Annotated in this window: 18 protein-coding genes; 6 read left to right on the forward strand and 12 right to left on the reverse strand. The window is 72.1% G+C overall.

Annotation, left to right across the window (positions count from 1 at the left end; all coding sequences use genetic code 11):
• A partial coding sequence (locus ACIBQ1_RS33190) for an SDR family NAD(P)-dependent oxidoreductase (RefSeq protein WP_397283241.1) occupies positions 1–468 on the forward strand: 468 nt, incomplete at its 5' end.
• A 208-nt stretch (positions 469–676) separates the two neighbouring features.
• Positions 677–1,519: an NAD(P)H-binding protein gene (locus tag ACIBQ1_RS33195; protein WP_397283242.1), complete on the forward strand. Its 843-nt coding sequence runs from the start codon at positions 677–679 to the stop codon at positions 1,517–1,519.
• Between the two features lie 290 nt (positions 1,520–1,809).
• On the opposite strand, the gene ACIBQ1_RS33200 is transcribed toward ACIBQ1_RS33195, so the two are convergent.
• From ACIBQ1_RS33200 to ACIBQ1_RS33215, 4 genes are all read right to left on the reverse strand, one after another.
• Positions 1,810–2,286 carry an OsmC family protein gene (locus ACIBQ1_RS33200; RefSeq protein ID WP_397283243.1) on the reverse strand — a complete coding sequence of 159 codons (477 nt, stop codon included), beginning with the start codon at positions 2,284–2,286 and terminating at the stop codon, positions 1,810–1,812.
• On the reverse strand, positions 2,283–2,927 hold the full coding sequence (locus ACIBQ1_RS33205; protein ID WP_397283244.1) for a GntR family transcriptional regulator: 645 nt from the start codon (positions 2,925–2,927) through the stop codon (positions 2,283–2,285). The genes ACIBQ1_RS33200 and ACIBQ1_RS33205 overlap by 4 nt, the downstream gene beginning before the upstream one ends.
• A gap of 519 nt (positions 2,928–3,446) precedes the next feature.
• Positions 3,447–5,705, reverse strand: coding sequence for an alpha/beta fold hydrolase (locus ACIBQ1_RS33210; protein ID WP_397283245.1), 2,259 nt, complete (start codon positions 5,703–5,705; stop codon positions 3,447–3,449).
• Positions 5,702–6,676, reverse strand: coding sequence for an ABC transporter ATP-binding protein (locus ACIBQ1_RS33215; protein ID WP_397283246.1), 975 nt, complete (start codon positions 6,674–6,676; stop codon positions 5,702–5,704). The genes ACIBQ1_RS33210 and ACIBQ1_RS33215 overlap by 4 nt, the downstream gene beginning before the upstream one ends.
• A gap of 183 nt (positions 6,677–6,859) precedes the next feature.
• On the opposite strand from ACIBQ1_RS33215, the gene ACIBQ1_RS33220 reads away from it, so the two are divergent.
• Both ACIBQ1_RS33220 and ACIBQ1_RS33225 read left to right on the forward strand, forming a co-directional pair.
• A complete protein-coding gene (locus tag ACIBQ1_RS33220) occupies positions 6,860–8,083 on the forward strand; it encodes a sensor histidine kinase (protein ID WP_397283467.1) in 1,224 nt (407 codons plus the stop codon).
• Entirely contained in the window at positions 8,068–8,739 is a 672-nt protein-coding gene (locus ACIBQ1_RS33225; protein ID WP_397283247.1) for a response regulator, read from the forward strand. Before ACIBQ1_RS33220 ends, ACIBQ1_RS33225 begins: the two co-directional genes overlap by 16 nt.
• A gap of 244 nt (positions 8,740–8,983) precedes the next feature.
• On the opposite strand, the gene ACIBQ1_RS33230 is transcribed toward ACIBQ1_RS33225, so the two are convergent.
• Positions 8,984–9,571, reverse strand: coding sequence for a TetR/AcrR family transcriptional regulator (locus ACIBQ1_RS33230; protein WP_397283248.1), 588 nt, complete (start codon positions 9,569–9,571; stop codon positions 8,984–8,986).
• An 85-nt stretch (positions 9,572–9,656) separates the two neighbouring features.
• Here ACIBQ1_RS33230 and ACIBQ1_RS33235 point away from each other — a divergent pair, with 85 nt between their 5' ends.
• On the forward strand, positions 9,657–10,877 hold the full coding sequence (locus tag ACIBQ1_RS33235; RefSeq protein WP_397283249.1) for a glycosyltransferase: 1,221 nt from the start codon (positions 9,657–9,659) through the stop codon (positions 10,875–10,877).
• A gap of 296 nt (positions 10,878–11,173) precedes the next feature.
• Here ACIBQ1_RS33235 and ACIBQ1_RS33240 read toward each other — a convergent pair whose 3' ends face one another.
• From ACIBQ1_RS33240 to ACIBQ1_RS33260, 5 genes are all read right to left on the reverse strand, one after another.
• Complete coding sequence (locus tag ACIBQ1_RS33240) at positions 11,174–11,419, reverse strand: hypothetical protein (RefSeq protein ID WP_397283250.1); 246 nt, start codon at positions 11,417–11,419, stop codon at positions 11,174–11,176.
• The gene (locus ACIBQ1_RS33245; RefSeq protein WP_397283251.1) at positions 11,416–12,612 is read right to left on the reverse strand and encodes a M24 family metallopeptidase; all 1,197 of its coding nucleotides are present in this window, start codon (positions 12,610–12,612) and stop codon (positions 11,416–11,418) included. Before ACIBQ1_RS33245 ends, ACIBQ1_RS33240 begins: the two co-directional genes overlap by 4 nt.
• Positions 12,613–12,663: 51 nt before the next feature.
• Positions 12,664–14,238 (reverse strand): penicillin-binding transpeptidase domain-containing protein, encoded by a 1,575-nt coding sequence (locus ACIBQ1_RS33250; RefSeq protein WP_397283252.1) that lies wholly within the window; start codon positions 14,236–14,238, stop codon positions 12,664–12,666.
• 57 nt (positions 14,239–14,295) lie between these two features.
• The gene (locus ACIBQ1_RS33255) at positions 14,296–14,955 is read right to left on the reverse strand and encodes a lysophospholipid acyltransferase family protein (protein WP_397283253.1); all 660 of its coding nucleotides are present in this window, start codon (positions 14,953–14,955) and stop codon (positions 14,296–14,298) included.
• A 300-nt stretch (positions 14,956–15,255) separates the two neighbouring features.
• On the reverse strand, positions 15,256–15,807 hold the full coding sequence (locus ACIBQ1_RS33260) for an NUDIX hydrolase (protein WP_397283254.1): 552 nt from the start codon (positions 15,805–15,807) through the stop codon (positions 15,256–15,258).
• A 99-nt stretch (positions 15,808–15,906) separates the two neighbouring features.
• Between ACIBQ1_RS33260 and ACIBQ1_RS33265 the strand changes: the two genes are divergently transcribed.
• Positions 15,907–16,149, forward strand: a complete 243-nt coding sequence (locus ACIBQ1_RS33265; protein ID WP_397283255.1) for a hypothetical protein — start codon at positions 15,907–15,909, stop codon at positions 16,147–16,149.
• A 99-nt stretch (positions 16,150–16,248) separates the two neighbouring features.
• Here ACIBQ1_RS33265 and ACIBQ1_RS33270 read toward each other — a convergent pair whose 3' ends face one another.
• Positions 16,249–16,554: a hypothetical protein gene (locus ACIBQ1_RS33270; protein WP_397283256.1), complete on the reverse strand. Its 306-nt coding sequence runs from the start codon at positions 16,552–16,554 to the stop codon at positions 16,249–16,251.
• A gap of 87 nt (positions 16,555–16,641) precedes the next feature.
• Positions 16,642–18,636, reverse strand: a complete 1,995-nt coding sequence (locus ACIBQ1_RS33275; protein WP_397283257.1) for a HelD family protein — start codon at positions 18,634–18,636, stop codon at positions 16,642–16,644.
• Between the last annotated feature and the right edge of the window lie 20 nt (positions 18,637–18,656).

The following is an 18,656-nucleotide window of genomic DNA, read 5'->3' on the forward strand; positions in this document are numbered from 1 at the left end:
CACATCATCCAGCTGTCCTCGGCGGCCGGGGTCATCGCCATGCCGCTCGGCGGCGCCTACCACGCCTCCAAGTGGGCCCTGGAGGGCCTGAACGAGGCGCTCGCCGGCGAGGTCGCCGACTTCGGCGTCAAGGTGACCATCATCGAGCCCGGCGGCTTCGCCACCCGGAACGGCAACAACCCCGACCCGCTCGCCAACGGCCACATGGCCCAGGCCGACCCGGCCTACGACGGTCTTCGCCGGCGCCTCGGCGCGATGGCGGGGAAGATGCCCGCAGGAGACCCGTCCGCCGCGGCGCAGGCACTTCTCAAGCTCGTCGACTCCGCCAACCCGCCGGTGCGGGTGCTGTTCGGCAAGGGCTTCTACCCGCTGATCCAGCAGGCCTACGCCGACCGGCTCAAGACCTGGGCCGACTGGCAGGACCTTTCGGCACAGGCCCACGGCAACCGCGACCAGGAAGATCGGTGACCCCCGGTCCGAGCTTTTCGAGACCGGAGCGGCGTTGTGCTTCCAGGCCGGACGCACGCCCCTGACCGGAGTCCGGCGCTCGACAAGGATGCCGAACGGGTGCCCTGGGTTCGGGGTCATGGGTGCGCCGGCCGAACGCCTGGCGTACCCATCGCATCCGCTTCGTCCACTTATTCACCAGATCCGAACATCAAGCAAAGGAACCATCGTGATCCTGATCACCGGAGCCAGCGGTGTTGTCGGACGCCACGTGATGAACCTGCTGCTGGAGGAGGACACGGCCGTCACCGCGGTCACTCGCGGCCTTGGCCAGGCCCGGCTACCCGACGGCGTGAGAGTCGTCAGTGGCGACCTGTTCAGTCCCCAGTGGCTTGAGGAGGCGCTGGAAGGCGTCGAAGCCATACAGATCAGCCCGCGTGCCACCGGCCCCGGCCTTGGTGAGCTGCTGAAGCTGGCCGTCAAGCAAGGCGTACGGCGCGCGGTGCTGCTGTCGGCCACCACCGTGGAGCATCCAGCGGGGGAAGCCCGCTTCGCCGCCCAGTTCAGGTCCGCCGAGGACCTCGTCGCCGGCTCCGGCCTGGAGTGGACGGTCCTGCGCCTGGCCGATTTCGCCGCCAACGCGCTGGCCTGGGCGCCGCAGATCAAGGCCGGTGATGTGGTGCGCGGCGCGCACGGCCGGGCCGCCACCTCTCCGATCCACGAAACCGACATCGCGGCGGTCGCCGTACAAGCCCTCCGCGGCAGCGTTCATGCCGGGCCGGTCTTGACGCTGACCGGGCCTCAGTCGCTGGACCAGTTCGAGAAGGTGCGGCTCATCGGCGCCGCCATCGGCCGGGCGCTGTCCTTCCAGGAGCTCCCGCCCGAGCAGGTACGGCAGGGCATGCTCGCGCAAGGGTTGCCCGAGGAGGTTCCCGCCCGTCTGCTCGGCTCCCTGTCCGACTACGCCAACCGCCCAGGACCCACCACCAGCACCGTGGAAGAGCTGCTGGGCCGGCCCGCGCTCACCTTCGCCGACTGGGCACGCGACAACGCCTCCGCTTTCGGCGGCTGATCACCACCGGGGTCAGGCGCTCTGATCGCCTTGACGCGCGAACACCTCCCGATCCTCCGGCAGGCATCGGCGGCGTTGGATCCACCACGCCGCCGATGCCGCAGAAGTGGTTGTGCGGCCTCAGGGCATCGGTGATGGATGAACAATCGTCCGGCCATTACGGCCGCGCGTACAGTTCTTTAGTCTGCGTGCACTGCCGGCGGAACCGGCGTGCTGAAAGGCCATACGCGCTGCGGAACGCCTGGCTGAAGTGCGCGGGGCTGGTGAAGCCCCACCGGGCCGTGATCGGGCTATGGCGCGGTGGCGACGCGGATGGTCGGCTCGTGGCGTACCGGGAAATTCACGGAACTGGCGATGAAGCACGCCTTGTGGGCGTCTTCGTGCAGCTCGGCGGCAGCATCGACCATCTCGGGTGACGTCACGGTGACAGTGGGGCGCAGCACCGCCTCGGTGAAGTGGCCGCCGTCCGCGGTCTCGGCCATGGTCCCGACCGCGTTGTCGACGTACTCGGTGACGATGACGCCCGCCACGGCGCACTTGTGCAGGTACGATAGCATGTGGCACTGCGACAGCGCGCCGACCAGGAGCTGCTCCGGGTTCCAGCGGGACGGGTCGCCGCGGAAGGCCGGGTCGGAGCTGCCCGCGATGGCCGGCGGGCCCTCCGCGGCCAGCTCGTGCTCGCGGCCGTAGGCGCGGTAGCCGCTGGTGCCGGTGCCCTTGTCGCCGGTCCAGGTCACCACGACCGGGTACGTGTGCTCGCGGGTCATATCTCGTTCTCCTCGTTGTGGGTGATGGCACGGGTGTCGAGTACGTGTGCGCGGGCGACCCTGGCGGCCTCCTCCGCGCGGCCGAGGACGATCGCGGCGACGAGCTCTTCGTGCTGGCCCGACACGTGCGCGGGCCGCGACGCCGGCGCCAGCGAGCGCAACGTGGACACCTGGATCTGGTCCCAGATGCGCTCCAGCGCGTTCAGAGCCATCGAGTTGCCCGCCAGCTCCGCGATCAGCCGGTGGAAGCGGCGGTTGAGCCGTACGGCCTCCGCCAACCGGCCTTCGGCGGTGGCTGTGGCGGTTTCGGCCGTGATGTGACGGAGTGCGGCGAGGTCGGCCGGGGCGATGCGGCCCTCGCGCTGGCGCGTGGCGGCCAGCTCGGCGGTGAGCGCCTCCAGCGCCGCCCGCACCTGGTAGGCCTCGTCCAGGTCGCCCTGCTCCAACGCCACGACCACCACGCCGCGCCCTGAGGGACGCACGAGCCCGTCGGCGGCCAGCGCGCGGAGCGCCTCGCGTACGGGAGTGCGGCTCATGTCGAGGGCGGCCGCGACCTCGGTCTCGGTCAGCCGCGCGCCGGGCGGGTAAGCACCGTCGAGGATCAACTCCCTCAGCCGCTTCCGCGCCACATCGGTCTGCATGCGGCCCAGGCTAACAGTCTGCATGCATTGCATACAATGGATGCAATGCATGCAAACAATGACTGGTTGTCGGCCCGTGAGAGGGATGAGGGGGCAAGGTTTGCAGAGCACGGCTCGGGTTGGAGTCGTTCAGGTCTTGCGGTCGGGGAACCGGCGATCATCGCCCGGAACAGCGCTTCCACCTGCAGCAAGGCGGTTGCCTGACCCATGGGACAAGCCCCGGCGTCCCGCGACGGCCGGGCTCTGTCTCTCGTTCGGGGGTGGCCGTTCGCGTCGGGCCGACATGGCGGGTCACGGTGACTTCTGCCGAGGCAAGTCGGGCCGCACGTCGTTGTGGGGGTGGTGACGGCCGGGATGCGGGGAGGCGGGGAGGGCGGGCAGTTCGGGCGGCCGCACCCCCCGAGGTGCGGCAGTGGCGAAACCAGGCCGCGCGGGTGGCACGGGAAACCAGGCCGCGCGGGTGGCACGGGAAACCAGGCCGCGCGGGTGGCACGGGAAACCAGGCCGCGCGGGCGGTCGTCATCCGGTGGCCTGGCAGGTGGTGCCCGGGGGCGGGAGCCTCAAGCTGGTGAAGTAGCGGTTGACGTAAGCGGTGACGCACCCGCCCTTGCCATAGACGTACAGCGCGTGGCCGTGTCCGTCGTAGCGGACGCTCGAGGAGCCCGGCACGTGGCGGATGATGCCGGCGACCTCGTCGTGGTCGGTCCAGCTGCCGACTCCGAGGAAGGGCACCAGGCCGCTGGTGGGCAGCGGCGCCGGCGGGTTGGTGACGGAAGCGGGCCAGCCGGCGCAGCCCAGCGGCCACCACGCCCGCTGCCCCGCGAAGTTCGGCGACAGCTCTTGCGCCCTGCGCAGCGCCCTGCGGTAGGCCGCGTAGCTCTCGTACCCTTGGCCGTCCAGGCAGGTGGTCATGTTCTGCCCGGCCAGCGAGGGTACCTTGGGGCCGCCCGTGGCTCGCCGGACGTACTCGGCGAACCCGGAGGCGTCGCCCTCGGCGGCCTTCTTGATCGCCTCGGCCAGCTCGACCCAGCGCGGGACGTCCGGTTCCGGGCCGGGCGAGGTGAAGCTGGGGGCAGCGGCCACCTTCAGGTCGAACCCCGTGTAGGCGACCCCGGTCGGGTCGTTGTGCACCGGCACGGGTGAGCGGTCGGCGGCGACCACCAGCCGGCGCCACACCTCGCCGGCGTCCTGGCCGTGCAGGGCGCAGGCCGTGGCCGAACGGCACCAGGCGGCGAACCGCTCCAGTTGCTTCTCCGCCTTCTGATACATGAAGGGCTCCCTGGCCGCCACCGCCTCGACATGGTTGACGGTGCCGTCCATGACCATGGCGCGGATGCGGGAGGGGAACAGACGGGCGTAGGCCAGCGCGGGATGCCCGCCGTAGGAGGTGGCGAGGAAGCTCAGCCGCTGCTCGCCCATCGCGGTGCGGACGGCCTCGATGTCGCGGGCGACGGAGGCCGAGTCCATGTGGTCGAAGAACTCCGGGTCTGCCGACCGGCACCGCTGCACGTGTTCGCGGTTGGTCCGGGCGAGTGCGGCGTACTCGGCACGGGTGTCCGCCAGGGTGATGTAAGGGCCGGTGGCCAGGCACTCGTACGGCAGCACGCCGCCGGGCTTGACAGTGTTGCGCGGGTCGAAGCTGACCACGTCGAAGCGGTCACGCAGCTTGGCGAACCTCCCGTGAAACTGCTTCAGCTCATCGATGCCCGACGCGCCGGGGCCGCCGGGGATGGAGAACACCGTGCCGATCCGGCGTGCCACGCCGGAGGCGGGAAGCATCGCGGCGGGCACGGTGATCTTCCGTCCCGCGGGCTCCGTCCAGACGAGGGGCACCTGGACGGAGGCGCAGCGCATGTCCTTGGGGGCGTCCTGGTCGGCACACGGCCCCCAGACCGGCGAGGACGGGCCGGAGCCGACCGAGTCCGAGGCGGCGGGCACCGCCACCAGAGCGGTCAGGAGCGTGGCGACCGCTCCAACGGCCGCCACCTTGAGGCGTCCCTTCAGCGCGGTCACCGTCGCGCCCGCCGTCAGCGCGGCGGCGACGTGGACGACGAGCAGCACGGCCGCCGCCCCCCGAGGCAACAGGCCGCCGCCCACCCCGGCGATCTGCGACGGCAGATTCTCCATCACGTACGAGCCCACCTGCGAACGCAGCGGCGACGGCAGCGCCTGGGCGACGATCGGGATCACCAGGAAGAACATGACGAGCGCGACCAGGCTGCCGGGGGTGGACCGGATCGCCGCGCCCACTCCGAGCCCGATCAGCGCCGCGGCCGTCATGGACAGCCCGGCGACGACCACCGTGGCGAGCACGCCCGGCTCCGAAAGCGGGGTGCCAAGGGTGTCCCCGTCGAGCAGCATCTGACCGGCGCGGTCGCCGAGGACGGCCTGGGCGGCCAGATGCATGGCGAACGCCAGCACCTGGCCGGCGACCAGGGTGACCGCTGCCAGCCCGGGGACCTTGGCGAACAGGAACACCTGCCGCCGCGGCACCGCCGCCAGGCTCGTACGGATCATCCCTGTGGCGTGCTCGGAGGTGATCGAGAGCGCGCCCAGCGTGCCCAGCACGAAGTAGGCGACCGGCAGCCCGGTGCCCAGCCCGGCGCCGTTGCCGGCGAAGCTCAGCCGCTCCTCGAACGTCTGGCGGTCGAACCCCCGGCCCACCAGGTACGCCACCCCGGCGCAGACCAGCACGGCGAGGGCGGAGACGGCCAGCAGGTAGACGTTGGAGCGGAGCGAGCGAAGCTTGTACCACTCTGAGGCGATCACGTCCCTCATCGGGTGACCTCCGGGACGGTTGCGGTGGTGGCAGGGCGGGCGCCGTACTGGACACTGTCCTCGGTCAGCTCCATGAACGCCTCCTCCAGCGAGGCGCCGCGCGGGGTCAGCTCCCGCAGCGCGATGCCCGCCCGCAGCGCCAGCTCGCCGATCTCTGTCGCGTCCATACCCCGCACCATCAGGTCGCCGGACGCCAGGGCGTCGGCGGTCATGCTCGTGCCGCCGGTCATGCTCGTGCCGATCACGCTCGCGCCGTGCGCGCGTAGGGTCTGCGCCAGCCGGTCCGGGCGCGCCGTGCGGACCAGCACGTCGCGCTGGAACCGGGCGGCGAGCGCGTCCGTCGTCGTATCGGCGATCAGCCGGCCGCGCCCGATGACGATGACGTGGTCGGCGGTGAGGGCCAGCTCGTTCATCAGATGGCTGGACAGCAGGACGGCGCGGCCCTCGACCGCCAGCGAGCGCAGCAGGTCGCGGATCCAGCGGATGCCCTCCGGGTCCAGGCCGTTGAGCGGCTCGTCGAACATGAGCGCCGCCGGGTCGCCGAGCAGCGCACCCGCGATGCCGAGGCGCTGCTTCATGCCCAGGGAGAACCCGCCGATCCGCCGGTCCGCCACGTCGGTCAAGCCGACCTGATCGAGTACGACGGCCACCCGCTTCAAGCCGATGCGGTTGCTACGTGCCAGGCAGCCAAGATGGTCGCGGGCCGTACGCCCACCGTGCACCGCTCCGGCGTCCAGCAGCGCCCCCATCGTGCGCATGGGCCGGCGCAGCGACGCGTACGGGTGCCCGTCCACCAGCGCCTCACCCGCGGTAGGGATCTCCAGTCCGAGTACGACTCGCATGGTCGTGGACTTGCCGGCTCCGTTCGGCCCCAGGAATCCGGTCACCAGGCCCGGTTCGACGGTGAAGGTCAGGTCGTCCACGGCGAGCGTGCGGCCGTATCGCATGCTCAGCCCTCTCACTTCGATCACGTCTCACCCTTGTCCGCCAGGTCAGGCCGATCAGCTCGATCCGATCGGTGGGACCAGCCTCGCGGTCCGGGACTCCGGCCTCCATGGGCGTCGGCCCACCGGCCAGGGTGGGAGATCGCCACTTCATGGGGTGGGGCCGGCCCTACCGCCTTCTCCCCACCGGCAGGGCAGACTGCACCTGTGATGGGGATACGATCCGCGTTCGGCGGGCCGGCGCGGCAGGCCGTCGATGCTCTGGCGGGGTACGCGCGGAACGAAGCGAGCAGCCTGGCGCTGAACGCGGTCACCGGCCTTGCGGCGCTGGTGGTGCTCGCTCTGGTGCTGGTGAGCGGCGCCCTCGTGCCGGTGGCCGGTCTCGGGCGGGCGCCGCTCGGCCTCGGGCTCGTTCTCGTCCACCGCCTGGCCGCCTACCAGCGCCGCTGGGCGGGCCGGGTACTCGACAGGGACGGCGCCGCAGGGAGTCGCCGGCGCGAAACCGACCGGCCATGGCGGGCCGCTCCGAAGCCGCGCCGGCGCGGCACGCGGCGTGAACTGGGCTGGCTGGTCGTACACGTCGTCACGGGCCCCGCCCCGGTGGTGGCGACGGGGGCGATGCTGGCCGCCCTGGACCACGTCTGGTTCCGGCTGCGGCCGGTGGAGACGAGCACGCTGAACACGTTCGCCCTCAGTTTGGCCATCGTGGCCATCGCGGCGGTCGCCCTCATGGCCATCCCCCTGTTCCGCATCGGGCAGGCACGACTGGCGCGACGGCTGCTGGATGGCGGCGCCGCGACGGACGCGCGGATCCGGGCGCTGACCGCGTCGCGGGCCGCGGTGGTCGACGCGCGCGCCGCCGAGCTGCGGCGCATCGAACGCGACCTGCACGACGGCGCGCAGGCCAAGCTGATCGCCGTCCGCATGCACCTGGGACTGGCCCGCGGCTCCCGTGACCCGGGCGAGATGGTACGCCTGATCGACGAGGCGCGGGAGGTCGCCGGCCAGGCGCTGACGGACCTGCGTGACCTGGTCCGCGGCATTCATCCCCCGGTGCTGTCCGACCGCGGTCTGGCCGGAGCCATCGAGGCGTCCGCGCTGCTCTGCCCGATGCCGGTCGAGGTCGACATCGACCTGCCCGGCCGCCCGCAACCGCCCGTGGAGTCCGCTGTCTACTTCGCCGCCGCCGAGGCGCTGGTCAACGTGGCCAAACACAGCGGTGCCTCACGCGCATGGGTGCGGCTGCGGCACACCGCCGGCGTGCTTCGCATGACCGTGGGCGACGACGGGTGCGGCATGGTGCGCCGTGACGTGGGCACCGGAGTACGCGGCATCGAGGACCGCCTGTCCGCCTTCGACGGCTCGCTCACGGTGACCAGCCCTCAAGGCGGCCCGACCGTACTGACCATGGAGGTCCCGTGCGCGTTGTCATAGCCGAAGACCTGACACTCCTGAGGGACGGGCTGGTCCGTCTGCTGTCGGCGAACGGCTTCACCGTTGTGGAGGCCGTGGACAACGGTCCCATGTTGCTGGAGGCGCTGGTCCGACACCGCCCGGACGTGTCCGTGATCGATGTGCGGCTGCCGCCCGGCTTCACCGACGAGGGGCTGCGCGCCGCGCTGGAGGCGCGCGGCCGGGTTCCGGGGCTGCCGGTGCTGATCCTTTCGCAGTACGTGGAGCAGCTCTACGCCAGGGAGCTGTTGTCCGACCGCTCCGGAGGGGTGGGCTACCTGCTGAAGGACCGGGTGGGCGATGTCGACAGATTCGTCGACGCGGTGCGCCAGGTCGCCGGAGGCGGCACCGCGATGGACCCGGAGGTGGTCTCCCAACTGCTGACCCGCCGCAGCCGCGACGAGCCGCTGGCCGCACTGACCCCCCGGGAGCGTGAGGTGCTCGCGCTCATGGCGGAGGGAATGTCCAACCTGGCCATCGCCACCCGCTTCCAGGTCACCGACAAGGCGATCGGCAAGCACACGAACAACATCTTCGCCAAGCTCGGCCTTCCTCCGTCCGAGGACCACAACCGGCGCGTCATGGCGGTCCTGGCCTACCTGCAGGCCACACCCGCACCATCACGACCACCGGCGTAGCGCTCACTCGAATTGCTTGGAACAGTGGCGAGCGGACGGCCGCCCATCCTGAGGACGACGACTCCGACAGTGGGGTGCCGCTCTCCGGCGGGCGGCGGCAGCGGCCGGCCTTGGCGCGGGCGTTCCGGGCGGTAGGAGCGCGACCTGATGATCCTCGCCGAGCCGAGCCGAGCCGAGCCGAGCCGAGCCGAGCCGAGCCGAGCCGAGTGCCGGGCTGGACGCGGAGGCGGAGACGGTGCCGGAGCTATGGATGAGCCCGCAGCCGGTCAAGGTGATAGTCGACCGCCGCCACGACGGCCTCCGGCGAGTAATGGCCGATCAGGGCAGGTTGCACCAGACCCTGGGCGAAGGCGAACAGGACGCTCGCCTCCTTCTCCGCGTCCAGATGGGCGGCCACCTGCCCGACGGCCTGCGCCGCCCTGATCTGGTCGACGTAGAACGCCATCACGTACGGCAGCCCCGTACGGAACAGCTCCGCCAGATCGTCGGCCACCACCGACCTGGCCAGGAAGGCCAGCCCGATCCGGGACTCGAAGCGGCGGTTCTCGTCCAGCGGCAGCAACTCCAGGATCGCCACCCGCAGCAGCGCCAGGGGATCGCTCTGGTCCGCGGTGGCCACCCGGAGCCGGATCCGCGTGTTCAGATGCTCCAAGGCGAGCCGGAGCATCTCGTCCTTGGTGCTGAAGTAGTACTGCACCGCCCCCATGGAGATCCCGGCCTCCGCCGCGACCTCCCGCAGGCTGACGCTGTCCAGGCCGTTGGCGTCGATGAGGCGGTGCACGGCCTCGGCGATGTGCCGCCGCCGGGCTTCGTGGTCCACGATCTTGGGCATCGCACCTTTTCCATGCAGGTGTATTGAAAACGCCGGGACCCCCGTTTACCATGCGACTGCATTGTAAACGAGGTTGGGGGTGGTCATGCGGGTTCTGATCGTCGGAGTGGGCACGCGCGGGGACGTGGCGCCCTATACCGGGCTGGGCGTGCGATTGCGCGAAGCAGGTCACCGTGTCGCGGTCGCCGCGCACGAGCCCCACGCGGAGCTCGTGACCGGCGCCGGGCTGGAGCACCGGCCCATCCCCGGCGACCCGCTCCCGCTGCTGCTCCCGGGTGCGCGCGTCTCCCTCGCCGCCAGAGCCCGGATGTTCGCCCGTTACGCCGCGCAGGTGACCGGCGGCATCGTCGCGGCGGCCGAGCAGGGCGCCGACATCCTCCTCCTCGGCGTGGCCGCCTCGGCCGGCTACCACGTCGCCGAGGCGATGGGGGTGCCGAGCATGGGGGTGCACCTGCAGCCGGTCGAGCCGACCGGCGACTTCCCGCTGGTCGCGAGCGCCCTCGGCCGCTCGTTCGGCCGGTGGGGCAACCGAGCCGCGGCCCGGCTGGCGTTCGCCGTGCCGTCGCCCGTGCACGCCGGGTCGGCCAGAGCGCTGCGGGCACGGCTGGGGCTGCCGCCGATGAGCTCGCGCGCCGTCTACCGGCGCCGCGAGTCCACCCGGTGGCGGGTCTTCCACGGCTACAGCCCGCTCGTGCTGCCGCGCCCGGCGGACTGGCGGGATCGCCTGGAGGTGCGGGGCTACTGGTGGCCGGAGCGCCCGCCGGGTTGGGCGCCGGACGACGTGCTGGCGGACTTCGTCGGGTCGGGGCCGCCGCCTGTCTTCATCGGGTTCGGCAGCCAGGCGGCGGCGCGCGCAGAGGAGTACACCGACCTCGCCGTACGCGCCCTGCGGCGGGCGGGCTTGCGCGGCGTGCTGCAGACCGGCGTACCCGGGCTCCTGGGCGACGACGTGCTCGGGGTGGGCGACGTGCCGCACGACTGGCTGTTCCCGCGGATGGCTGCCGTGGCGCACCACTGCGGCAGCGGCACCACGGGGGCGGGGCTGCGGGCAGGTGTCCCGGCGGTGGGCCTGCCGGCGGTGAACGACCAGCCGCTGTGGGCCGCCCGGTTGGCCGCGCTCGGCGTGGCGCCTGACACCGTCCCGTTCCGCCGCCTGACTGCCGAACGGCTGGCCGCCGCGCTCCACGCCGCCGTGACGGAGGTCGCCTACCGGTGCAGGGCCGCGGCGCTCGCGACCCGGATCCGGGCGGAGGACGGCGCGGCGGCCGTGATCTCGGCCGTACGGGACGACATCGCGCGGACATAGGGGAGAAAGGGGCCTTTGGGATAGTCCGACTGTTCCCACCGAGTGCGAAGGAGTCGCGATGCGAAACCACATCAGGATCACCCGCCTGCGGGCAGTCGCGGACCGCATGCTCGGCCTCCTCGTCCCACGTGCCGAGGCCCGCGCGAGCGACTGCGACACCGAGCGATGGTGATACGGCGACCGGCGCCCTCTACGTCAGGACCTGCTGCCAGACGACCTCGGGCTACGTGTGCACGGACTGGACCTTCCAGTGCATCAGGTGCTGCTGAGGCCGGTCCCCACGGCCGGTCCCCTGGTCAGGCGCGGGTCGCGCGGTCGAAGAGCTCGACCAGCTCGTCCGCGCACCGGTCCGGGTCGAGGCCCTTGACGAGGCGGTCGGCCACCCCGTCGATGGACGCGCGCAGCGCCGTGCCCATCAGCACGCCGTCGAACTTCCGGAACGCCCCCGTACGCTGCCCGTCCGCGAACAGCGCCGCCAGCCTGCCGACGGCGGCGTCGAGCGCCGGGCGCATGAATTTATACAGCCGGATAATGAGCTTCAAGAGGTGATGAGCTCCGGGCCGGAGTCGGTGACGATGACGTCCTCCTCGTGGCTGGCGCCTCCCACGGAGTGCATCGCGATCCTGCGTTCCAGCGCCACGCACATCCCGGCCTCGACCAGGCCGTCCGCGTCCGGCCCGCCCTCCGTGATCCACGGCGGCTCCAGCGACAGGCCCAGGCCGTGGCCCCAGAGACCGTCCGTCCGCGCCCCGGGCAGCCCGTGATGGACGGCGAACGCCGACCGCTCGAACACCTCCTGGCAGCGCCGCGCCACCTCGCCGAACCGCCGCCCGGGCCGCAGCAGCTCGATCCCGGCCAGCACGCTCTCGCGGACCGCGTCCAGCAGCCGCCGCTGCTCGGTGGTCGGCTCGCCGCCCACGACCCAGGTACGGGCCAGGTCGAACAGGTAGCCGCGCACGGAGCCGTACAGGTCGATCCTGATCAGGTCGCCCTCGGCCAGCCGCCGGTCGGCGGAGTAGGGCGTCGGGCCCGAGGCCGCGAACGTGTAGGACTCGGTGCCGGACGAGATGCCCATGCCGGAGTAGGCGCCGCCCGCCCGGACGATCTCGGAGATCGCGGCCGCCGCCACGTCGGCCTCGGTGGCGCCCGGCACGGCGGCGTCCCGGGCGGCGGAGACCGCGCGCACGCCGAGCGCCCCCGAGGCGCGCAGCAGGTCCAGCTCGGCGGGGCTCTTGATCCGGCGCGCCGCCCAGGCCAGGTCGTCGGCGCACACCAGCTCGTGCCCCGGCAGCACCGAACGCAACCGGCACCACCACGGCGCGGCCATCGCCTCGTAGCCGATGAGCGCGACCCTGCCCGGCGGGACCGACGTCCTGATCTGCTCGGCCAGCGCGTCCACGAGGTCGGGTGTGACACAGACCTGCGCCGCGGGCCGGGGCTCCTGGAGGTCCCTGGAGTCGGTCAGCAGGACGGCGCGGACCCCGTGCCCGCCCGGAGCCGGGTCGTCCACGGGCAGGACCACGGCCGCGTGGCCCCGCGCCCGCCAGTGGCCGGGAAAGTCAGGGACGAACGGCTGGTGCTGGTAGAAGCCCGTCAGGTAGTAGACGTCGGCGTAGTGGTCCTGCGCGGAACCGCCGCGCGACCAGGCCACCACCCCGCGGAACCCCGCCTGGCCGGCCAGCCGCCTCATGGCCGCCTGCCGCGCCGTGTACTCCTCGACACCTATCCCCAGCACAACGGAGTTCTGCCCAGGTCGGCGGCCGGTTCACCTGGATGGGGCCGTGGTTCACAGCCCCTTGAGGAACGCCGCCGCCACCGGGGCCGCGATCTTGCCGCCCGCGCCGCCGCCCTCCACGACCACCGCGAACGCCACGTCGTCCTTGAAGCCCATGAACCAGGCGTGGGTGTTGAGGTCGTCGCCGGTGCCGAACTCGGCCGTGCCGGTCTTGCCGTGCGTCCCCGCGGGCAGCCCGGCCGCCTTGGCCGTGCCCTTGGACACCACGGCCGCCATCATCGAGTGCAGCTGGTCCTTGACCCCGTCGGGCAGCGCGCGCTCGGTGGCCTTCTGCTTCAACGAGGGCACCAGCGTCGGCGGACGCCACGTGCCGTCCGCGATGGCGGCGGCCACCGAGGCCATCGTCAGCGGGCTGGCCGTGATCCTGGCCTGGCCGAACGCCTCCGCGGCCAGCTCCGCGTCGGACTGCGCCCGGGGGAAGCTGGCCTTGGCGGCCGGGACCCCGATGTTCAGGGGCTGGTTGAAGCCCACGTCCTCGGCGGTCTTCAGCAGCTTGTCGGCGCCCAGCTTCTGCTCGGCCAGCGGTGCGAACGTCGTGTTGCACGAGTGGGCGAACGAGTCGAGGAACGACAGCGACCCGAACGCCTCCTTGTCGGAGTTGCGGACCTTCAGCCCGCCGATCGTCGCGTACATCGGGCACGTCACCGTGTCCTGCGGCGACATCCCGGCCGCCAGCAGGCCGATCGCCGTGACCGCCTTGAACGTCGAGCCGGGCGGGTAGCGGCCGTCCAGCGCCCGGTTGAAGCCGCCCTGGTTGTTGACCACGGACAGGATCTCGCCCGTGGACGGCTTGATCGCCACCATCGACGTGGGCTTCTTCATGTCCTTGACCGCGCCCACCGCCGCGGCCTGCGCGCGCGGGTCGAGCGTGGTCTGGACGGGCTCGCCGTCGGTGCCCTTGATGGTCTCCAGCGTCTTGTCGCCGAGCTGGATCTCGGTGGCGGGCGTGCCAGCCAGCCGCTTCTGGAACGTCTCCTGCAGCCCGCCGCGCCCGATCGCCTGGCCGACCTTGTAGGAGGAGCCCAGCTTGGCCACGTCCTTCTTGCCGGCCTTGTCCAGGTAGCCGACGAGCTGCTGCACCGACCCGCCGACCGTGCCCGTGTCGATCCGGTCTCCCTGGGCGTCGGTGATCTCGGCGCGGCCGGGCCAGCGCGTCTTGAGCTTGAACTCGGCCCCGGCGCTCATCGCCGGGTAGAGCGCGGCGGGCTTCCAGTCGACCTTCCAGGTGCGGTCGGCCACCATGAGGTCGATCTGGCCCTGGTAGGACCACTTGCCGATGTTCTTGAGGGTCAGGGTGGCGGTGTAAGGGGCGCGGGCCCGGTCGCCGGTTTCGGTGATCTTGCCGAGCTCGATGTCCGTCGACTCGACCGCGAGTGCGCTGCGTTGCTGGTCGTACGCGTTGAGCTGCTGTGGTTTGGCGAGCTCCGCCCCCATGGCGGCCCAGTTGCCGGACTGCCAGGCGGTGGTGAAGCGCTGCGCCGTCTCGGCGGGCGTCCCCCTGGTGTGCAGCAGGTAGTACGCGCCACCGGCCGCGGCCCCCACCGCGAGCACGGTGGCGCCGGACACGATCGCGATGGTACGACCTCGCGCCACGCTAGCTCCCCCTGATCCTCGACGACATTGCTATGACACGCCGTTGGCCGCCTTGAAGCTGGCGGCGTAGGTCGGCACGTATTCCTGGCCGGACAGCTTCTGGACGGCCGCCATGATCTCGTCGGTCACCCGCCGCCGGTCGCGTGCTTTGGTGTGGTCGCCCTCGAACCGCATGGGCTCGCCGATGGCGATGCCGATCCGCGCGGGCCTGGGCACCTTCGAGCCGACCGGCAGCACCCTCTCGGTGCCGCTGAGCGCCACGGGCAGCACCGGGGCGCCCGTCTTGAGCGTCAGCCAGGCCACGCCGACCTTGCCGCGGTAGAGGCGGCCGTCGGGGGAGCGGGTGCCCTCCGGGTGGATGCCGAACAGCTCGCCGCTCTCCAGCAGGTCGGCGGCGGCGTCGAGCATGGCCTGGGCGGCGTGCGCGCTCTCCCGGTCGATCGGCAGGCTGCCGCCGAGCCGCATGAAGAACCCGGAGACGGGGTTGCCCTCGAAGTACTCGTTCTTGGCGGTGAAGGTCACGTGCCGCGGCAGCAGCGCGGGCAGCAGGAACGAGTCGAGCACAGAGAGGTGGTTGGCGGCCAGGATCGCGGGCCCGCTCCGGGGCACGTTTGCCGCGCCCGAGATGTGCGGCCGGCACATCGCGTGCGCGAGCGGCGCGGCGGCGAACTTGACCACTTCGTACAGCAACGAGCTCTCCTGATCATCGGGCCGGTCGGCCACCCCACCATAAAGCAGGCGCCCCGCCGTTGGGCGGGACGCCTGGAAAAGTCGTTAAGGCCGATGTGGCGGTCGCCTCCTCGGCGAGGTGCACAACACGGCTCCAGCCGAACGGTATTCCGTGAAGGCGGTAATTTGCGGCCCGGGGGACACAGACCACATCGGCAACTTGAGTTAAGCACACGGTCCGGGCATGGGGGTAATCGTGCCCCCCTCATGGGCGACACGTGACCTGCGGTTCACGATCTTCGATCGCGGGGAGGCGCGCGGTCAGGTCCTCGTCCAGCGCGGCTGTTCGACATCGAAGACCCGCTGCTCGCGGCCGCGCAGCGCCACCTCGGCGAACTGCCACAGGATCGCCCCCGTCGGCGCGTGGACCACGATGGACGGCCCCAGCGGCATCTGCAGCAGCTTTCCGCGCCACCGCGGCACCCCCGGCGCGAGGAACCACTCCAGCGGCACGTCGTGCACCGAGGCCACCTCGCGCTGGTCGGCCACCGGCTCCTGGACGCCGCCGAACGCCACCACCGGCGTGATCACGAAGCCGGAGTCGGTGACGAAGTCGTCGAGCATCCCGGCCACCTCCACCCCGGTGACCCCCGTCTCCTCGGCCAGCTCGCGCAGCGCCGCGTCCACCGCGCGCTCCCCGTCGTCCAGGCGCCCGCCGGGCAGCGCCCACTGGCCCGGGTTGCGCCCGCGGGCGGCCCGCTTGATCAGGATCGTGTACGGAACCCGCTCGGCGTCCTCCAGGACGCACACGGTGACGGCGGCCCGGCGAACCCCACCGGTGGGCGGGACCTGCCGGCGGTCGAAGGCGGACAAATGGGATCTAATCTGCTCCTGCAACACGTCGATTGGCGACAGCACACTTCAAGGATGTCACGAGGGCCCTGACGGGGCCGCCCGGCCTCACGACAGGCCGTGCGGCAGCCGTACCTCTTCGGCGCGATGGCCAACCCCTGCGTCATCGACCACGTCAGCGAATACGTCACCGAGCGCGGGCTGCCCGCCAAGGCCGCCTGCCGGGTGAGCCGGTGGGCGGCGAGGAACGGGGAGAAGGAGGCCGTACGGGCCCTCGTCGAACGGCTGTCGGCGGGGCAGCCCTTCCCCGGCGTCCAGGCCGCGGCCGCGGGGGTTCAGCACCTCGCCGGTGCGGCGCGTTGAGCGGGCGGCTTACCGGTGGACGGCGAGCGGGCGGCGGAGAGGCGGGGCGGCGCCGCCCCGGGAGGGGGTCACGGCCGGTGACGCCCGGGGCGGCTCGGGTCAGGACATGTTGCTCACGAGGATCACGCCGAGAGCGATCCCGACGATCATCCCGACGCCCCCCGCCACGGCGGCCCACTTGCCCAGCGGCTCGCCCCGGGTGTGGCCGACGATGCCCAGCACGATGCCGGCCAGGCCGAACAGGATCGGGATGAACAGCACGGCCACCACCGCGCAGACGAACCCGATGATCGACAGGACCTGGTTGCTCGGCGGCTGCTTGTACGGAGGCGGAGGATACGGCGGCGGCTGCGACCACTGGGTGTTGGGATCGTCGCCCTGGGGCGGGTCCTGCGAAGAGGTCACTTGCGGGCTCCTCTCGAGACGTGAACAACATCACACACCGAAGGGGCCAGTCCTGTCGAGCCGAATGAACCAGGACATATATCGATTTCAGGCCGCTTCGCCGGGATGAGAAAGCTGGGGCGGCAGGGGCCTGGCGTGCACGACGTCCAGCCGGGACACGGCCCGGGTGAGGGCGACGTACAGGCGGTTCAGGCCGCGTCGCTCGGCTTCGGCGACGGCGGCGGGCTCGGCCAGGATCACGTGGTCGTACTCCAGCCCCTTGGCCAGCGAGGCGGGCAGCACGGTGAGGCGCCCGTTCACGTCCAGGCCCTCGTCCCACAGCGCGGACGTCAGCGCCTCGACGTCGGCGTCCGCCGCGATCACCCCGATCGACCCCTCGAACCCCATGGCCTCGCGCACCGCCGCCACCACCCCCTTCTCCAGCCCGGTCACGCGGGTGACGCGCAGGCGGCCGTCGGAGCGGTACGAGCGGGTCGCGGGCACCTGCGTGCCGAGCGCCGCCAGCAGCGTGTTGGCCAGCTCCACCACGGCCGCCGGGACCCTGAAGCCGGTGGTCAGGGTGATGACCTGGCCCTCCGGCTTGCCCAGGAGAGCCATGCGCTCGGGCCAGGAGGCCGCCGCCCACGGGGTGGTGCCCTGGGCCAGGTCGCCGAGCACGGTGAGCGAGCCGTGCTCGCTGCGCCTGGCCACGGCCCTGCACTCCATGGGCGACAGGTCCTGGGCCTCGTCCACGATGACGTGGCCGTAGCCGCGCGGGCGCTCGATGAGGGCGGCGATCTCGTCGAGCAGCACGAGGTCGGCCGCCGTCCATTTGGCGCTCTTGACGCTGCGGGGCGGCTTGGCCCAGGTGATCGCGGCCCGCTCGGCCTCCGTCAGCGAGCCCTGACCTGTGCCCTGCCCCATGCTCCGCGCAGGGTCGCGCAGGAGCTCGTAGAGGACCTCCTCGGGTTTGACGGCGGGCCAGACGGCGTCCAGGGACGGGGTGACGGCGCGGGCGACCTTGCGGGTCCACGCCGCGCCGGCCGTCTGCCCGCGCGCCTCGGCCCGGCGCTGGATCGCGGCGACGATCCTGGCCCGCACCCGTTCGCGGCCCACCCCGTACGGCAGGGACTCGCGGCGCGTGTCGTCCACGATGCGGCGCAGCTCGTCCTCGGGCACCCGCCACCGGTACGAGTCGTCCGCCACCGTCACCGGCTCGACCGGTTTCGCGATCCGCCCGTACAGCGCCGCGCGCAGCACCTCTGCCATCCGGACGTCGTGCTTGACCATCGCGGCGGCCTCGCTGTCGGCGGCGGTGACGGGGACGCGGGCCAGCAGGCGTTCCAGGGTGGTCTGCTCGACGTCCACCTCGCCGAGCGCGGGCAGCACGGCCGAGATGTAGCCGAGGAAGGCCCGGTTCGGGCCGAGGACGAGCACGCCGGAGCGTTCGAGCCGCTGCCGGTGCGCGTACAGCAGGTACGCGGCCCGGTGCAGGCCGACCGCCGTCTTGCCGGTGCCCGGCGCGCCCTGGACGCAGATCGAGGTGTCCAGCTCGGCCCGTACGAGGTCGTCCTGCTCGGGCTGGATGGTGGCGACGATGTCGCGCATCGGGCCGACGCGGGGGCGCTCGATCTCGGCGGCCAGGATGCGCGACTCGCCTTCCTCGCCCAGTTCGAGGCGTTCGTCCTCGAAGCCCGTCAGCGTCATGCCCGACCACCCGAAGCGGCGGCGTACCGCGACGCCCTGGGGGTCGCGGGCGCTGGCCCGGTAGAAGGCCCGCGAGACCGGCGCGCGCCAGTCGATCACCACGGGCGGGCCGCCGTGCTCGCCGGTGATGTGCCGCCGGCCGATGTGGTACGCGCGCCCGGGATGCTCGGCCGAGCCCTGCCCGAAGTCCAGCCGGCCGAAGAACGGCGGGCCTTCGGGCTCCTCGCTCAGCTCCTTGGCCAGGCTCTTGAGATAGCGCCCCAGCCGCTCGGCGCTGTAGCGGTCGCCGGCCACGGTCTCTCCGACGATCACGTTGTGGCGCGCGCCGTCGAGCATCCTGCGCAGCCCGGCCTTGCAGCGTTCGACGTACTGCCTCTCGTCCTCGAGCGTGCCCATTCGCGCCTCCCTAGAAGTCT

Origin of the sequence: Nonomuraea sp. NPDC050153, assembly GCF_044460125.1 — a bacterium.
Classification (GTDB): domain Bacteria; phylum Actinomycetota; class Actinomycetes; order Streptosporangiales; family Streptosporangiaceae; genus Nonomuraea.